The 19,099-nt window shown below is 63.4% G+C and carries 19 protein-coding genes; 9 read left to right on the forward strand and 10 right to left on the reverse strand.

The annotated features are described in order from the left end of the window. Positions 1-3 precede the first annotated feature (3 nt). Positions 4-474 carry a hypothetical protein gene (locus AC1DE3_RS03105; RefSeq protein WP_476778961.1) on the forward strand — a complete coding sequence of 157 codons (471 nt, stop codon included), beginning with the start codon at positions 4-6 and terminating at the stop codon, positions 472-474. Between the two features lie 128 nt (positions 475-602). Next, positions 603-1,439, forward strand: a complete 837-nt coding sequence (locus AC1DE3_RS03110; protein ID WP_476778960.1) for a peptidoglycan-binding domain-containing protein — start codon at positions 603-605, stop codon at positions 1,437-1,439. 31 nt (positions 1,440-1,470) lie between these two features. On the opposite strand, the gene AC1DE3_RS03115 is transcribed toward AC1DE3_RS03110, so the two are convergent. From AC1DE3_RS03115 to AC1DE3_RS03130, 4 genes are all read right to left on the reverse strand, one after another. After that, positions 1,471-1,875: a GtrA family protein gene (locus AC1DE3_RS03115; protein WP_476778959.1), complete on the reverse strand. Its 405-nt coding sequence runs from the start codon at positions 1,873-1,875 to the stop codon at positions 1,471-1,473. Positions 1,876-1,999: 124 nt separating this feature from the next. Beyond that, entirely contained in the window at positions 2,000-3,334 is a 1,335-nt protein-coding gene (locus AC1DE3_RS03120) for a hypothetical protein (RefSeq protein WP_476778958.1), read from the reverse strand. A 130-nt stretch (positions 3,335-3,464) separates the two neighbouring features. Beyond that, on the reverse strand, positions 3,465-4,526 hold the full coding sequence (locus AC1DE3_RS03125) for a class I SAM-dependent methyltransferase (protein WP_441512110.1): 1,062 nt from the start codon (positions 4,524-4,526) through the stop codon (positions 3,465-3,467). Between the two features lie 97 nt (positions 4,527-4,623). Further along, entirely contained in the window at positions 4,624-5,013 is a 390-nt protein-coding gene (locus AC1DE3_RS03130; RefSeq protein WP_441512109.1) for an ArsR/SmtB family transcription factor, read from the reverse strand. Between the two features lie 151 nt (positions 5,014-5,164). Here AC1DE3_RS03130 and AC1DE3_RS03135 point away from each other — a divergent pair, with 151 nt between their 5' ends. The 3 genes from AC1DE3_RS03135 to greA all read left to right on the forward strand — a co-directional run bounded on the left by AC1DE3_RS03135 (position 5,165) and on the right by greA (position 10,458). After that, the gene (locus AC1DE3_RS03135; RefSeq protein ID WP_476778957.1) at positions 5,165-6,391 is read left to right on the forward strand and encodes an MFS transporter; all 1,227 of its coding nucleotides are present in this window, start codon (positions 5,165-5,167) and stop codon (positions 6,389-6,391) included. A gap of 141 nt (positions 6,392-6,532) precedes the next feature. After that, a complete protein-coding gene (gene carB, locus AC1DE3_RS03140; RefSeq protein ID WP_476852069.1) occupies positions 6,533-9,880 on the forward strand; it encodes a carbamoyl-phosphate synthase large subunit in 3,348 nt (1,115 codons plus the stop codon). 104 nt (positions 9,881-9,984) lie between these two features. Beyond that, positions 9,985-10,458, forward strand: coding sequence for a transcription elongation factor GreA (gene greA / locus AC1DE3_RS03145; protein ID WP_441512106.1), 474 nt, complete (start codon positions 9,985-9,987; stop codon positions 10,456-10,458). A 120-nt stretch (positions 10,459-10,578) separates the two neighbouring features. Here greA and AC1DE3_RS03150 read toward each other — a convergent pair whose 3' ends face one another. Further along, complete coding sequence (locus AC1DE3_RS03150; protein ID WP_476778955.1) at positions 10,579-11,190, reverse strand: MarC family protein; 612 nt, start codon at positions 11,188-11,190, stop codon at positions 10,579-10,581. A gap of 178 nt (positions 11,191-11,368) precedes the next feature. Here AC1DE3_RS03150 and AC1DE3_RS03155 point away from each other — a divergent pair, with 178 nt between their 5' ends. Further along, the gene (locus AC1DE3_RS03155; protein WP_476778954.1) at positions 11,369-11,866 is read left to right on the forward strand and encodes a hypothetical protein; all 498 of its coding nucleotides are present in this window, start codon (positions 11,369-11,371) and stop codon (positions 11,864-11,866) included. Between the two features lie 261 nt (positions 11,867-12,127). Here AC1DE3_RS03155 and AC1DE3_RS03160 read toward each other — a convergent pair whose 3' ends face one another. Next, positions 12,128-12,592, reverse strand: a complete 465-nt coding sequence (locus AC1DE3_RS03160; RefSeq protein WP_476778953.1) for an Lrp/AsnC family transcriptional regulator — start codon at positions 12,590-12,592, stop codon at positions 12,128-12,130. A gap of 98 nt (positions 12,593-12,690) precedes the next feature. Between AC1DE3_RS03160 and AC1DE3_RS03165 the strand changes: the two genes are divergently transcribed. The 3 genes from AC1DE3_RS03165 to AC1DE3_RS03175 all read left to right on the forward strand — a co-directional run bounded on the left by AC1DE3_RS03165 (position 12,691) and on the right by AC1DE3_RS03175 (position 15,897). Then, positions 12,691-13,680: a mitochondrial fission ELM1 family protein gene (locus AC1DE3_RS03165; protein WP_476778952.1), complete on the forward strand. Its 990-nt coding sequence runs from the start codon at positions 12,691-12,693 to the stop codon at positions 13,678-13,680. 225 nt (positions 13,681-13,905) lie between these two features. After that, on the forward strand, positions 13,906-14,910 hold the full coding sequence (gene trxB / locus AC1DE3_RS03170; RefSeq protein ID WP_476852070.1) for a thioredoxin-disulfide reductase: 1,005 nt from the start codon (positions 13,906-13,908) through the stop codon (positions 14,908-14,910). Positions 14,911-15,387: 477 nt separating this feature from the next. Continuing rightward, the gene (locus AC1DE3_RS03175) at positions 15,388-15,897 is read left to right on the forward strand and encodes a L,D-transpeptidase (protein ID WP_441512100.1); all 510 of its coding nucleotides are present in this window, start codon (positions 15,388-15,390) and stop codon (positions 15,895-15,897) included. Positions 15,898-15,927: 30 nt separating this feature from the next. On the opposite strand, the gene AC1DE3_RS03180 is transcribed toward AC1DE3_RS03175, so the two are convergent. From AC1DE3_RS03180 to AC1DE3_RS03195, 4 genes are all read right to left on the reverse strand, one after another. Further along, positions 15,928-16,608 carry a hypothetical protein gene (locus AC1DE3_RS03180; protein ID WP_476778950.1) on the reverse strand — a complete coding sequence of 227 codons (681 nt, stop codon included), beginning with the start codon at positions 16,606-16,608 and terminating at the stop codon, positions 15,928-15,930. Positions 16,609-16,728: 120 nt separating this feature from the next. After that, positions 16,729-16,854: an ABC transporter gene (locus AC1DE3_RS03185; RefSeq protein WP_441473303.1), complete on the reverse strand. Its 126-nt coding sequence runs from the start codon at positions 16,852-16,854 to the stop codon at positions 16,729-16,731. 238 nt (positions 16,855-17,092) lie between these two features. Beyond that, positions 17,093-17,695, reverse strand: coding sequence for a protein-S-isoprenylcysteine O-methyltransferase (locus tag AC1DE3_RS03190; protein ID WP_476778949.1), 603 nt, complete (start codon positions 17,693-17,695; stop codon positions 17,093-17,095). Beyond that, the gene (locus AC1DE3_RS03195; protein ID WP_476778948.1) at positions 17,692-19,014 is read right to left on the reverse strand and encodes a hypothetical protein; all 1,323 of its coding nucleotides are present in this window, start codon (positions 19,012-19,014) and stop codon (positions 17,692-17,694) included. Before AC1DE3_RS03195 ends, AC1DE3_RS03190 begins: the two co-directional genes overlap by 4 nt. Positions 19,015-19,099: the final 85 nt, after the last annotated feature.

Raw genomic sequence — 19,099 nt, forward strand, 5'->3', positions numbered from 1 at the left:
ACGATGATGAAGACTGTGCTCATCCCGCACATTCTGCGTGTTGTTCTCGCCACCGCTGCGATGTCGACGGCGTCGCACGCCGCCGAGCCGGTTCAGCTCATCACACGCGAGGAAGCGGGCTTGCCGACCACGGCCAAGGCGCCGGCCAGCACGCGCAACCTCACCCGCGGCCCCGGCATCGACACCTTGCCGACACCCGACAAGGGTGTCGATGGCAAGCCCTTCCGCCTGGCCGTTCGCTTCATGCCGAGCAATGGCGTACCCATCGATCCTGCGACCGTGCGCGTCTTCTATCGCCGCCAGCCCCCGGTCGACATCACCGAGCGGATCAAGCCCTTCATCACCCCGGCCGGGATCGACGCGCCTTCGGTCCTTGTCCCCAGCGGAAGCCACATCATCGAGATCGAGGCGACCGACAAGGAAGGCCGCATCGGCCGCCGCCAGCTCACGCTGACCGTCGCCCCGCAGCAGTAAGGCGGCGCGTAGGGGCCGGAATACACCGTGTGAGTCATCCAAATGGGTGACGCCACATGCAGCCCACGCGCCTTCAATCGACGATGCTGGGGAAGCGCCGTCGCGCCTCCGTCGCCGGCGGGGCTGCCATGTCGTCGAAGATTCTGAGGCCTGGCCAGTTGCTGTCGGCTGGCAGCCAAGGGCCTGAAGTCAAGCAGGTTCAGCGCCTTCTGAACCTGTTCCCTCCGACCAAGCTGGCAGCTCTCAAGCTCGACGGCATCTTCGGGGAGAAGACGCGCCGGCGCGTGCTCGAATTCCAGCAATCGGTAGATTTGCGGCCGGACGGGATCGTCGGCGCAGCCTCGGTCAATGCCCTCTGCGTGACGTTTCCGGAGTTCGAGGCACTCGGAGCCCACTACGGCACGGTGATTCAGGGGCCCCGTCGTATCGCCTATCAGCGCCAGCTCCACGCCACGGTCAACGGATTTCGCCCGGTCGCCGCCGTCCCGGGCGTCGTCGTGGTGGTCGGGCTCGTCATCGCGATCATCATCGTCTTCTACATCGCGATGCTGAACCTTCTGCCCGCGCATCAGAAGGCGCATCGCGAATTCGCGAAGTTCATCGAAAAGAAGATCGACGAGCTGCGCGAGGCGATGAACCTGCCGGGCCCCGTGCAGGTGATGGAACGCGCCATCGAGAACATCCGCGAGACGACCAAGGAGTTCATCGAGCGGCTGAAGCAGAGCCGGCTGAACTGTGACCAGTCGCCCGAGGCCCTGACGCGATGTGCCAAGCAGAGCATGGCGGTCGCCGTTGCCACGCAGAACCTGCTTCACAAGCTCGGCGAGCTCACCTTCATCGGCACGCGAGGTTTCAAGCTCGACGATCTGGTCGCCGGCATCCTGGCCTCCTGCGCAGCGCTGGTGAAAGCCTATTCCGAGCTCGGCAAATGCCTGAACTGCAAGGACATCTCATTCCTGGACTGAGTTCGGGCTGCGTCAGGACGCCCCCTCGTCGCTAGCTGGCCCGATCGGCGAAGCTGAAGAATTTGTGGCCGAGGAACGAGAACACCATCACCACGCCGGTGGTGACGATCTGCATCGGCAGATAGGGCAAGCCGGCCCGCGTCACGAAGACATGCATCAGGATGCCAGTCAGCACGAAGCCGCCGGCCGCGATCAGGGCGAAGCGCCAACCCGCCTGCGCATGGCTGCGCGTGGCGTCGAAGGTCATCCAGCGGTTCAGCGTGTAGGACACCAGCGCTCCGACGACGAAGCCGGCGAGCGTCGCGGGAACGGGGTCTATGCGGCCGAGTTCGACAAGCCCGATCAGCACGCCGTAATGCGCGACCGCCGTCAGCCCTCCGGCGACGACATAGGCCATGAGCTGTCGGAACTGGCGCGGATAGCGGCGAAACGGCATCCGCGCTTCCTAGAGCATTTTCGCGCGAAGTGGACACCGGTTCGCGTGAAGAAAATGCGATGAGGTCAAAGCCGGAGGACGGACGCGCCGGGCGAATGGCTTTTCACCCGGCGCGTCCGGTCCGTCAGCCCGCTTCGCTGCCGGCGAGATTGGCCGGCATGCCGCCGACCGGCATGTCGAGCCCCTGCTTCAGCGTGTCGAGATGGTATTCCCGGATGCGCCCACCGGTCGGATCGCTGACGAAGGCGCTGCCGCCGACCACGGCGAGGCCGGGCGTCGGAGTCTTCGCGCCAAAGGCGCAGTCGAAAGCCGGGACGGCATCGAAGGAGGCCAGTTCCTTCCAGGCCGGCGCAACCTCATAGACCCTCAGCTTGCCGTCGGCTGTGAGGTTCGCAAGCCGGGTGCCGGTGCTGCTTAGCTCGAACTGGCAGACGGCCTGTCCGCCCGGCACCGACAGCACGTCCTCGGCGGAGAGCGCCTTGGCATGCGGATCGATGCGCAGCAGCGCATCATAGGGCGCCTTCAGTCCGTAATTGCCGACGACATAGCGTCCGCCCTCGCGGGATTTGAGAGCGCTGGTGCGGCGCTCGTCGGGATAGGCGAGCTTTCGCGCGCTCCAGCCCGCCGTCTCGCCCTTGCCCGCTTTGGAAAGCACGAGGACGCCGCCTCCCTCGCCCTCGGCGCAACCGAAGAGATGCCGTCCGCCGCGCGCCGGCGCATAGCCGTGATAGAGCTTGCAGGAAGCATCGGGCCGCGCCGGATCGTTGAAGTTTGCGATCCGCCTCCAACCGTCTCCCGTCGCGGACGACTTGGCCCGCTCAAGGATTTCGAAGCCGTTGGGCCGCGGCGAGGCCCCGCGGTCGTCGCCCCCGGCATAGGCGGGGTTGGGCACCGAGATCAGCCATTGCTTCGCGCCCAGCGGCACGGCGATGCCATGCTGCGGCGCCGGGCTTGGCCAGATCGTCATATCGGGCTTCGGCTTGGCAAGGCCGTCGATGGCAAGCATCACCACCTTGGGCTCGCTCTTGCCCTCCCAGGGTCGCAAGCCGTCATAGAACAGCCCGAGCTGGCCCTGCCCCGAGATGACATGGGCGGGCCGATCACCCGTCGTCATGAACTCGAGCAGCTTTGGCTCGGCCTTGGCGAGGTCGACATGGTCGCCATGCGATTCGGCCATCAACCCGGTGTCGAGGATGCGCAACGTGCCGGCCTCGTCGCCGGTCTTGACCACGACGTAGCGCCCCCCGGATACGCCTGCGAAACCCGGATTCGCCTTCGGAACGTCGAAGCTGTGCGTCACCTCGCCGCTGTCTAGGTCGAGGATGCGGATGACCGGCTTTTCGTGGTCGGCGAAGACGAGGCGCCCGCGCAGCACCGCATGATCATGCGCAGGGGCCGCGGAAGCGAGGAAGCAGCCGGCGAGGCAGAAGCCGGCTGCGACGAAGCGAGACGAAGACAAAGGGGAGCTCCAATCAGATATGCAATGATATAACATTGCACATTTGCGATCGCAGCTTCAACCCGCTACGACCGCGAGCGCTGGAGAGCCGTCCGCGACGCTTCGGACAGCGCCTCGCCGGATTCAGGCCTCAGGCCCGCACCTCGAACACCATGTTGAACGGCGTCTCGGTCGCACGACGGAAATGCGAGAAACCCGCATCCATCGCGACCTTGCGCAGCCGCATCTCGCCGGCCTGCGCGCCGAGGCAAAGCCCGACCTCCTGCGACTGCGAGGCCGGCGTGCAGATCATCGTCGATGCCCCGTAGAAGATCCGCCCGACGGGGTTGAGATTGTCCTTGAGATGGTCATGCGCGAAGGGCTCGACGATCATCCAGCTGCCGTCCCTCTCCAGCGACTCGCGCACATGCTTGCCCGCGCCGACCGGATCGCCCATGTCGTGCAGGCAGTCGAACATCGTCACGAGGTCGTATTTCCGCTCGGGGAAGTCCTTGGCGGAAGCGCGCTCGAAGACGATGCGGTCCGCGACCCCGGCTTTCTCGGCAGCCTCTCGCGCCCGCTCGATCGACGGTCCGTGATAGTCGAAGCCGTAGAAGCGCGATTGCGGATAGGCCTGCGCCATGAGGATGGTCGAGGAGCCGTGCCCGCAGCCGACATCGGCGACGGTCGCGCCCTGCATCAGCTTGGCCTGGACGCCCTCCAGCGCCGGAATCCACTCCGCCGTCAGATGCGCGTTGTAGCCCGGCCGGAAGAAGCGCTCGGTGCCCCGGAACAGGCATTGGCTGTGTTCATGCCAGCCGAGACCCGCCCCCTTGCGGAACGCCTCCTCGACCTTCGGCTCATCGACCCACATCGACTGGACGATCTCGAAGGCGCCGGCGAAGAAGGCAGGACTGTCTTCCTCGGCGAAGGCCATGGCCTGTTCGGGCGACAGGCTGAAGCTGTCGCTGCCTTCGTCGTAGTCGACATATCCGGCCGAGGCCTGGCCCGCGAGCCATTCGCGCACATAGCGCTCCTTGAGGCCGGTCTTCTCCGCCAGTTGCAGGGAGGTGACGGGCTCGCCATCGCCCATCGCCTTGTAGAGGCCGAGCTGGTCGCCCAGCACGATCAGGGCGCCCGTGACGGAGGCTCCGACGTCACCGACGAGACGTCCTACCAGCGCATCGAGTTTCTGAGGGTCGGCTGCACGCATGGCCATGCTCCTCGTGTTCGGGCGTGGCCGGTGCCGCGTCGCGATCCGGCTCGACGCCATCGCGGAAGAGAGGACGCTAAACCCGGATGGACCGCTGTCAACGGGGCGAAGTGGAACCCTGCGCCTCATCGCCGCCTGAAAGCCATTCGGGGCCGAGCCGCGGCAGGTCAGGATCGCGCCGCGCGGTCTCGATCACGCTGTCGATCAGCCCAGGAAAGCGCTGGTTCAGCTCGTCGCGCCGGATGCTGAGATAGCGTGACGTCCCCTCCACCCGCATGCGAGTGATGCCGGCCTCGCGCAGCTTGGCGAAGTGATAGGACAGCAGCGAAGGCGAGGCGAAGGCGGTGAAATGGCTACAGCGCGCCTTGTCGACCTCGCTGACATCGGCGAGCGCGACGAGGATGCCGAGCCGGATCGGATCGGCCAGCGCAGCGAACACGTCGGCGGGCGCGACATCCTCGATATCGGGATGAAAAACCGGCTTCATGACCGACGAGATAGGCGATCCCCGCGCTCCTGACAATATTCAACATTCATTGAAATTACCCTTGCGGCAATTGTCGGGCCGGATTAATTCAACGATCCTTGAATTTCGAAGCCTGACTCCGAAACAGCGATCATCCGCAAGGATCATTCCCATGGATACGCGCCTTCTTTCGCTTGCCGGCGGCGCCTTCGCCATCGGCACGGGCAGCCTGATCGTCACCGGCATTCTGCCCCATCTCGCCAACGGCCTGAGCGTCTCGGTCGACACCGCCGGCCTGCTTATCTCGATCTTTGCGCTCGCCTATGCGATCGGCTCGCCCATCCTCTCCACCGTTCTCGGCGACGTCGACCGCAAGGCCGTTCTGGTCGGAGCGATGGCGGTGTTCGGCCTTGCCAATCTCGGCGCCGCCTTCGCCAGCGACTTCTGGGTGGTGATGGGCGCCCGCATCGTGATGGCGCTTTCGGCCGGCGTCTTCATGCCGGCGGCGAACGCCGTCGCGGTGGCGGTGTCCGCTCCGGAGCGGCGCGGCCGCGCCATCGCGCTGGTCACCGGAGGTATGACGGTCTCGCTGATTCTCGGCATCCCGATCGGCACCGCCGTCGTCGGCTTCGGCGGCTGGCACCTCGCCTTCCTGATCGTGACACTGTTCAGCGCGCTTTCGCTGGCGGGCCTGCTCGTCAAGCTGCCGCGGGGCCTGCCGCGCGGCACCAACACGCTGCGCGAGCGCCTCCAGGTCGCAGGCCGCGGCGACGTGCTGCTGGCGTTGGCCACGACCATGCTGTGGACCACCGGCGCCTTCGTCCTCTACACCTATATCGCCCCCTTCCTGACCAACCACGCTGGGATCGTCGGCCCCTGGCTCGCTGCAACACTCGTCGTTTCCGGCATCGGCTCGGCCATCGGCAACCAGCTCGGCGGCATAGCCAGCGACCGCTTCGGCCCCGAGCGCACGCTCACCGTGGTGCTGACTGTGCTGGCTGCGGCGCTGCTCGCGGCTTCGCTGATCGCCTTCAGCCTGCCCCCTGAACTGGCGATCTGGCCGATTCCCTTCGTGCTGCTGATCTGGAGTGCGGCGGGCTGGGCCGGCCATCCCTCGCAGATGTCGCGGCTCGCGGCGATGGCGCCAGACGCAGCCGTGGTCGCGCTCTCGCTCAACGCCTCGGCACTGTATTTCGGCATCGCGGCCGGCGCCGCGCTCGGCCAGCAAGTGATGCGCCATGCCGGCACCTGGCCGCTCGGCTTCGTCGGTGCCGCCTGGGAGATCGCGGCGCTCGCCGTGCTCTTCATCGCCATGCGGCGCAAGCGCCGGTTGGAGCGTCGCTCGCCGCGCCCGCTGGAGATCGATCTCGCCCTTCCGGCACCGCGGCCTGTGCGTTGAGCAAGGACCGAAGCGCTTTTAGCTTCCTTCCGCCGCCTTGCCCGTCTATAGCGAGCGCCTAGCATTCATTCAGACGCTCGCCAGGCCTCCGCTCGCCCGATCGGACCGGCCTTGCGCGCGCCCGCAAGACCGGTCGAGATCATGCCCAAGCGCACAGACATCAAGTCCATCCTGATCATCGGCGCCGGCCCCATCATCATCGGACAGGCCTGCGAGTTCGACTATTCCGGCACCCAGGCCTGCAAGACGCTGAAGGCCGAGGGCTACCGCATCATCCTGGTCAATTCGAACCCGGCGACGATCATGACCGATCCGGACCTGGCCGATGCGACCTATGTCGAGCCGATCACGCCCGAGATCGTCGCCAAGATCATCGAGAAGGAGCGCCCCGACGCGCTCTTGCCCACCATGGGCGGCCAGACCGCGCTGAACTGCGCGCTCTCGCTCAACAAGAAGTCGATCGTCCAGCCCGATGGCAGCAAGATCAGCGTGCTCGAGAAGTTCGGTGTCGAGATGATCGGCGCCACCGCCGAGGCCATCGACAAGGCCGAGGACCGCGAGCTCTTCCGCGAAGCCATGACCAAGATCGGCCTGGACACCCCGCGCTCGCACCACATCAAGACGCTCGGCCAGGCGCTCGACGCGCTCGAGGACATCGGCCTTCCCGCCATCATCCGCCCGTCCTTCACCATGGGCGGCACAGGCGGCGGCATCGCCTACAACAAGGGCGAGTTCATCGACATCGTCGAGCGCGGCATCGACGCCTCCCCCACCAGCGAGGTCCTCATCGAGGAGAGCGTGCTGGGCTGGAAGGAATACGAGATGGAGGTCGTCCGCGATAAGAAGGACAACTGCATCATCGTCTGCTCGATCGAGAACTTCGATCCGATGGGCGTCCATACCGGCGATTCGATCACCGTCGCGCCGGCGCTGACGCTGACCGACAAGGAATACCAGATCATGCGCGACGCCTCGCTGGCGGTGCTGCGCGAGATCGGTGTCGAGACGGGCGGCAGCAATGTCCAATTCGCGATCGATCCTGCCACGGGGCGCATGATCGTCATCGAAATGAACCCGCGCGTCTCGCGCTCGTCCGCTCTCGCTTCCAAGGCGACCGGCTTCCCGATCGCCAAGGTCGCGGCGCGGCTGGCCGTCGGCTACACGCTCGACGAGATCGAGAACGACATCACCGGCGGAGCCACCCCGGCCTCCTTCGAGCCGACGATCGACTACGTCGTTACCAAGATCCCACGCTTCGCCTTCGAGAAGTTCCCGGGCTCCGAGCCGACGCTGACCACGGCGATGAAGTCGGTCGGCGAGGCCATGGCGATCGGCCGGACCTTCCAGGAATCGCTGCAGAAGGCGCTGCGCTCGCTGGAAACGGGCCTCGACGGGCTCGATGAGATCGAGATCGAGGGCTTCGGCCATGGCGACGACCGCAACGCCATCAAGGCGGCGATCTCGATTCCGACGCCGGACCGCATCCTCCACGTCGCCCAGGCCATGCGCTTCGGCTTCAGCGACGAGGAGATCCACGAGAGCTGCAAGATCGACCCCTGGTTCCTCGCCCAGATGCGCGAGATCGTCGAGACCGAGGAGAAGATCCGCAAGTTCGGCCTGCCGCAGACACCCGGCTCCTTCCGCCAGATCAAGGCGATGGGCTTCTCGGACAAGCGCCTCGCCGCGGTTGCAGGCAAGACCGAGGCCGAGGTCAGGGCGCTGCGCAAATCGCTCGACGTCCGCCCCGTCTACAAGCGCATCGACACCTGCGCGGCGGAGTTCGCCTCGCCGACCGCCTACATGTATTCGAGCTATGCCATGCCTTTCGCCGGCAAGGCGGCGGATGAGGCCAATCCTTCCGATCGCAAGAAGGTCGTCATCCTTGGCGGCGGGCCGAACCGCATCGGCCAGGGCATCGAGTTCGACTATTGCTGCTGCCATGCCTGCTACGCTCTGCGCGACGCCGGCTACGAGACCATCATGGTCAACTGCAACCCGGAGACGGTCTCGACCGACTACGACACCTCCGACCGGCTCTATTTCGAGCCGCTCACCGCCGAGGATGTGCTCGAGATCCTCGAGACCGAGAAGCAGAACGGCACGCTGCACGGCGTCATCGTCCAGTTCGGCGGCCAGACCCCACTGAAGCTCGCGAATGCGCTGGAAGAGGCGGGCATCCCGATCCTCGGAACTTCGCCTGACGCGATCGACCTCGCCGAGGACCGTGACCGCTTCAAGCGCCTGCTCGACAAGCTGCATCTCAAGCAGCCGAAGAACGGCATCGCCTATTCGGTCGAGCAGTCCCGCATCATTGCCGGCGAACTGGGCCTGCCTTTCGTCGTCCGCCCCTCCTACGTGCTCGGCGGGCGCGCCATGGCGATCATCCGCGACGAGGTGATGTTCGAGGACTATCTGCTCGGCACCCTGCCCTCGCTGATCCCCTCCGAGGTCAAGGCGAAGTATCCCAACGACAAGACCGGCCAGATCAACACAGTCCTCGGCAAGAACCCGCTGCTGTTCGACCGCTACCTATCGGACGCCATCGAGGTCGATGTCGACTGTCTCGCGGACGGCAAGGACGCCTTCATCGCCGGCATCATGGAGCATATCGAGGAAGCCGGCATCCATTCCGGCGACTCGGCCTGCTCGCTTCCGCCGCGCTCGCTCTCGGCCGAGACCATCGCCGAGCTCGAGCGCCAGACCAAGGCGATGGCGCTCGCGCTCGATGTCGGCGGGCTGATGAACGTGCAATACGCCATCAAGGACGGCGATATCTACGTCCTCGAAGTGAACCCGCGCGCCTCGCGCACCGTGCCCTTCGTCGCCAAGGTCATCGGCCAGCCGATCGCCAAGATCGCCGCCCGCATCATGGCCGGCGAGCCGCTGGCGGGCTTCGACCTGAAGCCGGCCAGCCTCGACCATGTCGGCGTCAAGGAAGCCGTCTTCCCCTTCGCGCGCTTCCCGGGCGTCGACGTGCTGCTCGGGCCCGAGATGCGTTCGACGGGCGAGGTCATCGGCCTCGACCGCTCCTTCGACACGGCCTTCGCCAAGAGCCAGCTCGGCGCCGGCTCCAAGGTTCCGGTCAAGGGCACGGTCTTCGTATCGGTGCGGGATGATGACAAGCCGCGCATCGTCCCGGCCGTCCGCATCCTGGCCGATCTCGGCTTCCGGATCGTCGCGACCGGCGGCACGCTACGCCTGCTGCAGGAACAGGGCATCGATGCCGCGCGGATCAACAAGGTTCTGGAAGGCCGGCCGCATGTCGTCGACGCGATCAAGAACGGCGAGATCCAGCTGATCTTCAACACCACCGAGGGTCCACAGGCGCTTGCGGATTCCCGTTCGCTCCGTCGAACAGCCCTCTTGCACAAGGTGCCCTATTATACCACCTTGGCCGGAGCGATCGCTGCGGCGGAGGGCATCAAGGCCTATTGCAGCGGCGATCTCGAAGTACGATCGTTGCAGTCATACTTCGAACGCGCTGCCTGAGACAGGCTGTTCGTGGCGAACGAGGATTGAGCGGAAGCGCGGAAACGCCGGCGGCTGATTTGCCGCCGGCGAACTGCGCTTTCGGAGCTTATGGAACGGAAAGAATGGAAAAGGTTCCGATGACCGCGAGCGGCTTCGCTGCTTTGGAGGTGGAGCTGAAGCAGCGCCAGCAGGTCGAGCGTCAGCGTATCATCACCGCGATCTCCGAGGCGCGCGCCCTCGGCGACCTGTCGGAGAACGCCGAATATCACGCGGCGAAAGAAGCACAGTCGCTGAACGAGGGCCGGATCCTGGAACTCGAATCGCTGATCGGCCGCGCCGACATCATCGATGTCAGCAAGCTCGGCGGTGATACGATCAAGTTTGGCGCCACCGTCAAGCTGATCGATGACGATACCGAGGAAGAGAAGAGCTACCAGATCGTCGGCGAGCCGGAATCGGACGTCAGGTCCGGTAAGGTCTCCATCGGCTCGCCGATCGCGCGCGCGCTGATCGGCAAGAAAGTCGGCGATTCCGTCCAGGTCAACACGCCCGGCGGCGGCAAATCCTACGAGGTCGTCAGCATCGCCTTCCGCTGAGCTCAGCCTCCCCGCAGAACGCACCATGCTCGCCCTCGTGGCGAGCATTTGTGTTTCGGGCCCAGCCTGCGATGGCGACTCAAGCGCTCGGAATGAATCCGGGCACGACGCACACGGTCGTCATCCCGTCACGACGATCCTTACCGCCTTGATGATGCCGTCCACCGCGACGCTCGCCAGGATCAGGCCCATTACGCGGCTGATGACGCTGGCACCGGCATTGCCGATCACCGCGATGATGCGCGAGGCGCAGAACAACAGCCCGACCAGGACGACAAAGATAATCGTGATCTGAAGCACGGTCTCGGCCTGCTCGGCGATGCTGAATCGCGAATTGTCGGTGACGGTCATCACCGTCAGCATCGCGCCGGGGCTGGCGATGCTCGGGATCGCGAGCGGATAGACCGCTTTCTCGAGATCCGAGGAGCTCAGCAGCTTCTGATCCTCATCGAGCTTCGATTCGCCGAAGATCATCGTCAGAGCGAACAGGAACAGCACGATGTTCCCGGCGATCTGGAAGGAGCTCAGCTCGATATCCATCGCCGTCAGCAGGATTTGGCCCAGCACGACGAAGAACAGCAGCACGATGAAGGCGACGAGCGATCCCTGAAGGGCGATGCGACGCGCCGCCGCAGCGCCGAGCCCTGCGGTGACGGCCAGGAATACCGGTAGGGTCCCGATCGGATCGATCACCACCCAGAGCTTCACGAATTCCGTCAGCCAGCGTTCCATCGAATCCCCCAGCGATTCTGACGCCCATAGAGCATGCCGAGACGATGGCGACTATGCTGCCTACCCGCGACACGCCTTGGAAACCAAGATCGAGTGAAGATGGCGCGCGGGCCCGCAGCCATGGAATATCGCAGCCGCGCGCCTACATTGATGTGACAAGCCTTCGGAGACCCCGGCCATGATGACGCGTCGACTTTTTCTGGCTTCCTCGCTCGGTGCCGCGGCGTTGACTCTCGTGCCCCGCAAAGCCTCGGCGCAGGCCGTGCCGATCGGCTCGATCAAGATCCAGTTCTCGCCAACCGTGACTCACGCCTGGGGCGCGAACGTTGCCATCGTCAAGAGCGAGCTCGAGCGCACGCTCATCGACTTGCTCGGACCGTCGTTGCAGCGCGGCGCCGGCACATCCCTCGTCGTCAATGTCAGCAGTATCTGGCTGGCGAGCTTCGCCGGCGGCGGCGGCGGCGGCAAGCCATCCGATGGCGGGGGTTCCAACGACTATCTGGAAAGCATCGCGACGCTCTACGATCGCAACGGCCGCGAGCTCGCCAGCTATCCGATCATGTCGACGGAACTGTCCGGCGGGGCCGGCGCCTGGTATCGGCCGGACATCGATCAACTCCGTCTGAAGGCGCTCGCCCGCAACAACGCCTACTGGATCAAGCGCTACATCGGCTGAGCGCTCAGAGCCCGTTTCGAAACTCGCTGYGGCCAGTCAGATGGCGGTGTTTTCGAGAACCGGAGCGCAGCGGACATTAGATCAACCTGCCATTGGGCAGAATCGCCCAATGGCAGAAAAGTTGATCGATTCTAATACCTTAAGCATGATGTTCTCGAAAAAGTGGAAACCACTTTTCGGCAGCGTGCTCTGGTCCGCGGGCACCGGACGCGCAGCCAACGCCGTCAGATGGCCGCTGCAGCAGAGTTTCGAGACGGGCTCTCAGCCGAAAGGCACGATCGGCTCGTCCTTGACCCGGTCGAGGGCGAGCGCAGTGCGGACGTTGCGGACATTCGGCATGGCCGTCAGTTCGCCGACGAAATCCTGGAAGGCCTTCAGATCCGGCGCCACGCATTTCAGCGCGAAATCGATGTCCCCTGACAGCGTCCAGCATTCGCGCACCGCAGCCCATTCGCGGATGCGGCTCTGGAATGCCGCGAGATCGGCCTCGGCCTGGCTCGCCAGATGCACGAAGGCGAAGCAGACCACCTCATAGCCCAGCTTTCGCTCGTCGAGATCGGCATGGTAGCCGCGGATCAGCCCGGCTTCCTCCAACGCCCGGACACGGCGCAGGCAAGGCGGCGGCGAGATGCCGACGCGGCTGGCGAGCTCGACATTGGTCATGCGCCCATCGGCCTGGAGCTCGCGCAGGATGCGCAGGTCGATATCGTCGAGTTTCGGACGCACGAAGATCCCCGAAGGCAAAGTATCCTCAAAGAAAAGCCGGGCTGGTGTAGACGGCAGCGACGGGCGATACAAGGCGCATGCCGCGGACGCAGACAGCCATGCACGAAAATCCGACGCCGACCGTCTGGGTCCTGAGCGACGGCAAGGCCGGCGACGAGTTGCAATGCCTCGGCGTGGCCGAGCGCCTGGGTGCCGCCCCGGAGATTCGCCGGGTGAAGCCGCGCAAGCCATGGGCCTGGCTGATGCCGCGCGGCCCGATCGACCCGCGCGAGGCGCCGGATCGGCCGGGGAGCCCGCTCAGCCCGCCCTTTCCGGAGATCGCGATCGCCTCGGGGCGGCGCGCCGTCGCTTATCTGCGCGCCCTCAAGAAGGTCTCGAACGGCGCGACCTATACCGTCTTCCTCAAGGACCCGCGCACCGGCCCGGGCACCGCCGACCTGATCTGGGTTGCCGGGCATGACCGGCTGCGCGGCGACAATGTCCTCGTCACCACCACCTCCCCTCACCGCCTGACGCCGCAGAAACTCGCGGCTGCGCGCGCTGCTCCGCCCCCCGCGATCGCCGGACTGCCGCATCCGCGCGTCGCCGTACTGGTCGGTGGCGACAGCCGCCATCACCGCTTCACGCCTGCCGACATCGAGCACTTCACCGGGCAACTCGACGCGCTGGCCCGCTCGGGCGCGTCCCTGATGGGCTCGCCTTCCCGGCGCACCTCCCCCGCATTGGCCACCGCCGTCGCGGCCGTCTTCGCCCGTCACGGCGGCTGGTGGTGGGACGGCTCGGGCGCGAACCCCTATCTCGCGCTGCTCGCCAATGCCGACGCCGTCGTGGCCACCGCCGATTCAACCAACATGATCGGCGAGGCAACCGCGACGGGCGCACCGATCCTGGTTTTCGAGCCGCAAGGCGGCCATCCGAAGATCGCGGCGCTGATCCAGGCGCTGGAGCGCGAGGGCGCTGTGCATCGCTTCTGTGGACGCCTTGAAGGCGAGGGCTATCAGCCGATAGACTCCACACCCGTCATCGCCGATGCGATACGGCGGGGCTGGCAACGCCACAGGGCCGCTTTGGGGCTCGGAGCGGCATGAGTCCGAAGGGTCTTGTTTCTGCGCCGCGCCGCCGTATCTGACGGATCGAGGCTGCGGCCCGGCCGCAGGAGAGGAACTGAGACGATGGCCTCATACCCACGCCCGCGTCATGGCCATCGGCTCCGGCCCGGCCGCCCGATCGCCCGCATCGCAGGCAGTCGCGGCAATCCGACGTATGCTCTCAAGGCCGCCTGATTCCAGCAGCTACCTTTACGGGTTTCATTGATGTCGAAGACTCATCACACCAAGACGCTCATCATCGGCGCAGGTCCTGCCGGCTACACCGCGGCGATTTACGCAGCGCGAGCCAGCCTCAAGCCGATGCTGGTGACGGGCATGACACCGGGTGGCCAGCTCACGATCACAACAGACGTGGAAAACTACCCTGGCTTTGCACACGCCGTGCAGGGGCCTGATCTGATGGAGCAGATGCGCCAGCAGGCGGAGAATGTAGGAACGCAGCTCGTCTACGATCTGATCGTCTCGGTCGACCTCGCGGCCAATCCAAAGAAGGCGATCGGCGACTCCGGCGATATCTATCTCGCGGATACCGTGATCATCGCAACCGGAGCCCAGGCGCGCTGGCTAGGCCTCGAATCGGAAAAAGCCTTTGGCGGCCATGGCGTGTCCGCCTGCGCGACCTGCGACGGCTTCTTCTACCTGGGCAAGGAAGTCGTGGTCGTCGGCGGCGGTAACACGGCCGTCGAAGAAGCGCTCTATCTGACCAACCATGCCAGCAAGGTCACCGTCGTCCACCGGCGCGACAGCTTTCGGGCCGAGAAGATCCTCCAGCAGCGTCTTTTCGCAAATCCTAAGGTCGAGGTGATCTGGGACCACGCGGTCGACGAGATCCTCGGCACCACCGACCCGCTGAAATCGGTCACCGGCGCAAGGTTGCGACATGTGAAGACCGGAGAGCTCAGGGAAATCGCGACTGACGGCGTTTTCGTCGCAATCGGCCACGATCCTGCCACCAGCTTGTTCCGGGGCCAGATCGATATGGACGAGACCGGTTATATCAAGATCGCACCATGGTCGACCAAGACCAGCCAGAAGGGCGTGCTCGCGGCGGGAGACGTGGCCGACCCCACCTATCGCCAGGCCGTCCTTGCGGCCGGCATGGGTTGCATGGCGGCTCTGGAAGCCGAGAAATACCTGGCCGAGCACAGCTCGAATCCCGAGGTGGCCGCCGAAGAGAAGCAGCATTCCGAGATGATCGAAGCCTGGTGAGTTGAACTTCCCTGACCGCGCCCCGCAATGCCGGCGTGGTCGCCACAAGATCCAACGTGGATCGCGACGATCGCGCCCGGGCCTTCGCGCCTAGGCGAGATCGCTTTGGCGGATTGCGCTCGTTTCCACGGCAAAGCTTCCCGATGGTCCGGATGCGGCTTCAAGCCCTCGCGATCGGGGCCTCGCGGCCGATGGCGGCGTCGCGCTCGATTGCCGGTTGCATCAGTCCGGCCGCATCCGAGAAGAAGATCGGCTTATCCTGGCCGCCTGTCCCCGAAGCCGCCAGCAGGCCGCTCCATCAAGCCGGAAGACAAAAGCGGTCGCAGGTGAGTTGCGCCATGCATCATTTCGTAAATGCACTGCAGCATATGTTTCTGAACGCTCTGTCTCTCACTTGAGATGAGCGCGGTTCTAAGCGAAGTTAGATAGGCAGCGCTACCGAGCCGCGTGAGAGCCTGACTGTGCAGGGTGAGTGACATGCGAATTGGCTGGACGACAGTGTTGGCACTCTCTTTAGCCGCGCCGCTGGCGCCTTCGCCCGCAAGTGGCAGAGAAGTCGTCAGCTATAATGGCACGGAAGGGCCTGGCTCTATCGTCATCCGGACAAAAGACCGACGGCTATACCTTATTCTGGAAGATGGAACGGCCATCCGATATCGCGTAGCGGTAGGGAAATCAGCGAAGCAATGGCAAGGAACCGTTCGGATTGAAGGCAAATATGTCGAGCCAGCCTGGTCTCCGCCGGACGAAATTAAGCGCGACAACCCAAATATACCCGATGTCATAGCGGGAGGTTCTCCGCGAAACCCCATGGGTGCCCGTGCAATGACGCTTTCCGGCGGCGGGCAATACGCGATACACGGAACGAACAGGCCCGACTCCATCGGGACTTTTGCGTCTTATGGATGCATCCGCATGCTGAATGACGACATTATCGACCTGTTCGGTCGTGTCCCGGTTGGAACCCCGGTCATAGTGGCTAGATAACACGAGAAACACCTCGTGTTTCGAACGGATCTATTGACCGCTATGCGATGAGAATTGCGGCTCCGACATTTTACGGCTGTTGAGATCGCGAAGACTGGAGATATAATCCGCCGGGTACAGCAGCGTATTATCCGGCGCTCTCATTCCCATGAAAGTAGCGACCTCGCCAACCCAGCGATTGCAGTTATAAAGCACGGCATGCCACATCGTGGCAGTCCTTTGCTTTTGCTTGATATAAGCTAGCACCCGCCGGTACTGAGCCTCATCGAGCAATACGCGAAATCGGTTGGAAATGTACTGATCTTCCGTGTCGCCGTCGCTGGCTCCGGTTTCTGCCGGGACCGGTATGACGTGCCCGGCCGACCAGAGCTGAGGCCCCTCTCCCGCGGGGTGGAGGCCAGCGACTTGATCCGCAGTGACCGGGCCGACCTCACCTCTCGCGTTGAGGCGTCCATGAACCAGGAATGTGTGCCCATAGCTCAAGGCGTAGCGGGAGCGAAACTCGACGAAATATTGCGCTCTCTCGCGCGGTGCGTATGGCGATCTCGGCGCCGACACCGTTCGCGTCGTCGATGCAGTAGCCTGGCTCCTGCTCTCGCCCGATTCATGATCGCGCGCGGCCGCTACACCGCTACCAAATACGAGCAGAATGCTCGTTAGGCCACAAGCGAAGATCCAGGAGCGTATTGGAGGGTTTTTGGCGAACCGCATCGCAAGCCTCCGATCAAGCTTCAACGTGCCAGCGACTGCGCCTCAGTAATCCGAACGCCGCACGCGCCGCACCAAAGGAGAAAGCGGCCGAGTACTCGACCGCTTTCCTTATAGATAATGCTAACCCTTGGTTACGATGGGGGCAGCAGCGGGAGGCGGAGCCTTCCCCTTACCCTTACCGATGGAAGCACACCCGCCAACGCTAATGAGTGCAACAGATACGGCCAACACTACGATCTTTTTCATCGGTTCGCCCTCGGTTAAACAAGCCCACTTTGAGGTCAGCGCAATCATTAGCCTAGTGCAACTGCGCAACATCGTGCCGAAAAATACAAGTCGTCGTGTGGCACCTGCCCATCATCTCAGATGCCATAAGCAATTTCAATTGACAAAAATCCATTAGCTGCGGGACGACGATTTATGGTTGCCAAACAACATGAAGACGGCCGCCCTGGCCGAAGAATCCGCGCTCCATGGCAACTCGTCAGTGGGGAGGATGAGCGCTATTCAGACGTGGCACAACCCGGCCGGTACGATTGATGTAATCCTGGTACTGCTTGCCGAACGCCCCGCTCATGAGCCTTTCCTCCTCCCCGACACGAAAGAAATACAGCGTCCCGAAGCCAATGAGTCCAGCCGGACCCGAAATCCAATTAGGTAAAAGCAGCGCCTGCGCTATGGCCCATAACCAAAAGGCGCTATACATCGGGTGACGAACGTAAGTATACACTCCGCTGGTTACTAACTTGTGGCTCTCTCGAAGATCGAGGGAGACAGACCAGTTGCGCCCCAAAGCGCGGTGAGTCAGGTAAAACAACAGCAATGACGCGGCTGCGAGAAACGCCCCTGCCCAGGCCAAGGTGGGCTGGAACGCGTATTTCGCAAACCGCGGAAACCCGAATGCGACATAGGCAAAAGGCAGGATCCCCAAACCCGTAAAAGAGATGCTCAGCAGGATGCGTTCCTTGATTCCGCGCGCTGACCGGGAAACAGGCGTCCGACGAGAACGCCGCTCGTGCGGAATGCGGATGATGTACCAACCAATTGCGAGAACCAGATAGATCGCCTTGGCAACGGAAAGGGTCATAGCTTCACGACCCCGGCGGCATCGAGATCGCCTGAAAGCTCAACTGATTCGATCAGTTGACCGTCTGCGTCGAATAAATCCATCACACCTCGCTCCGATCGCGCGCTCTGCTCCGCGGAGATCGGGCCGCAGATCGACATGAAGTAATCATAAGGGGCCCGCCGATCGTTGGCCCTCACAAATTGACAGTGCATTTTGTACCAGTTCCTGCGGATTCTCGGATAACGCTCCGGGGCGATCATCCGTCGGATGCTGACATTGCGAACCATTGGAGAGCCGGTGGCAGGCAGCTTCAAATCTCGCAGCAGGTCCGCGCCATAGAAGTTCATCACATCGGAACGAGCGCGGTAATCCGCCCACACAACGTCCGGATTCGAGCTGACACGCCCGACCGCCTCGCGAAATCCGCTTGCAGCGCGGTGGAGGCCAATTTTGAGAATGGAAGCCCCGACCGAAAAAAAGGCCAGCTTCCGGCTTACCCGGCGCTCGAGTTGAAGCTTCGTGGCGCGATCAATGAGATCGACAGCGAGCACGGCGCCCAGACTGTGCCCGACAATAAGAACCTCATCCACCGCCTCGCTTTGAGCGTTGGCGGCGATATCCGCGGCGACCCGCTGCAGGCGGCCGTCCAAAATTTCATTGCCAAATCGGATATAGTGACGCGAAAAAATCCAATCATCCAGCAATAACCCAAGATATAACAAGCGATCAGACATGTATAGCAATAAACAAACAACCAAAAATAAGACAGCCAAACCAAAAAATACACTACCGACAATCTTCGACACCAAATAAAATGAACCGATAGCGAGCGCGATAATCGACATCAATATCACGAACGGATAAATGAAAAACATCGCGTAACGCCAGCTTGATCGAAGATATCCTACGAACGCTCCTGCACTCAAAAAATCGAAAAAGGCCGCCGCCCCCGGTATCAAGCGTCCCCATGTCGGCCCTGCGACCGATTCAGCTATCAGATCATCCCACCGAACCAGACGAACTTCGGTTTCGGTGCGCCAGTTGGGGCCCGCTGCAGACACCTGCCATGTCGCGAGATCTGGCTCCGCTGTCAGCTCAGAGATCGTCGTGCGCACATTCCAGGCGCGTTCGAAGCGCTTCAATTCCTTGGCGAAACGTTCGAACACGGCCGATGGCGGGGCCGGGTCATAGCCACCAACATGGTACACGCGACGCTTGAGAACCCGAGTCTCACTCGCTCCAGGCTGATTTTGGCCGCGTTGTTCCGCTCCATGATCCTGAAGATCGGTCCTATGTGGAGCAGGCGTCATCTCTTGGAACCCGAAGTCAAGACTCATTCCACTGCAAACGCGGCGAGGTCACCCGTAGGATTGCACCGGTTGAGATCATCACCATCTCGCCCCGGCGTAAAACACGAACGAT

This window comes from Allobosea sp. 10L417 (genome assembly GCF_056395485.1).

What these genes read in the sequence shown, in the direction of transcription:
- AC1DE3_RS03150 (WP_476778955.1), bottom strand. Translation starts at nt 11,190, where the DNA reads ATGGAACGCTGGCTGACGGAATTCGTGAAGCTCTGGGTGGTGATCGAT.
- AC1DE3_RS03175 (WP_441512100.1), top strand. Translation starts at nt 15,388, where the DNA reads ATGCGAATTGGCTGGACGACAGTGTTGGCACTCTCTTTAGCCGCGCCG.
- greA (WP_441512106.1), top strand. Translation starts at nt 9,985, where the DNA reads ATGGAAAAGGTTCCGATGACCGCGAGCGGCTTCGCTGCTTTGGAGGTG.
- carB (WP_476852069.1), top strand. Translation starts at nt 6,533, where the DNA reads ATGCCCAAGCGCACAGACATCAAGTCCATCCTGATCATCGGCGCCGGC.
- AC1DE3_RS03125 (WP_441512110.1), bottom strand. Translation starts at nt 4,526, where the DNA reads ATGCGTGCAGCCGACCCTCAGAAACTCGATGCGCTGGTAGGACGTCTC.
- AC1DE3_RS03190 (WP_476778949.1), bottom strand. Translation starts at nt 17,695, where the DNA reads ATGACCCTTTCCGTTGCCAAGGCGATCTATCTGGTTCTCGCAATTGGT.
- AC1DE3_RS03195 (WP_476778948.1), bottom strand. Translation starts at nt 19,014, where the DNA reads ATGAGTCTTGACTTCGGGTTCCAAGAGATGACGCCTGCTCCACATAGG.
- trxB (WP_476852070.1), top strand. Translation starts at nt 13,906, where the DNA reads ATGTCGAAGACTCATCACACCAAGACGCTCATCATCGGCGCAGGTCCT.
- AC1DE3_RS03185 (WP_441473303.1), bottom strand. Translation starts at nt 16,854, where the DNA reads ATGAAAAAGATCGTAGTGTTGGCCGTATCTGTTGCACTCATTAGCGTT.
- AC1DE3_RS03105 (WP_476778961.1), top strand. Translation starts at nt 4, where the DNA reads ATGATGAAGACTGTGCTCATCCCGCACATTCTGCGTGTTGTTCTCGCC.
- AC1DE3_RS03110 (WP_476778960.1), top strand. Translation starts at nt 603, where the DNA reads ATGTCGTCGAAGATTCTGAGGCCTGGCCAGTTGCTGTCGGCTGGCAGC.
- AC1DE3_RS03165 (WP_476778952.1), top strand. Translation starts at nt 12,691, where the DNA reads ATGCACGAAAATCCGACGCCGACCGTCTGGGTCCTGAGCGACGGCAAG.
- AC1DE3_RS03135 (WP_476778957.1), top strand. Translation starts at nt 5,165, where the DNA reads ATGGATACGCGCCTTCTTTCGCTTGCCGGCGGCGCCTTCGCCATCGGC.
- AC1DE3_RS03115 (WP_476778959.1), bottom strand. Translation starts at nt 1,875, where the DNA reads ATGCCGTTTCGCCGCTATCCGCGCCAGTTCCGACAGCTCATGGCCTAT.
- AC1DE3_RS03130 (WP_441512109.1), bottom strand. Translation starts at nt 5,013, where the DNA reads ATGAAGCCGGTTTTTCATCCCGATATCGAGGATGTCGCGCCCGCCGAC.
- AC1DE3_RS03180 (WP_476778950.1), bottom strand. Translation starts at nt 16,608, where the DNA reads ATGCGGTTCGCCAAAAACCCTCCAATACGCTCCTGGATCTTCGCTTGT.
- AC1DE3_RS03155 (WP_476778954.1), top strand. Translation starts at nt 11,369, where the DNA reads ATGATGACGCGTCGACTTTTTCTGGCTTCCTCGCTCGGTGCCGCGGCG.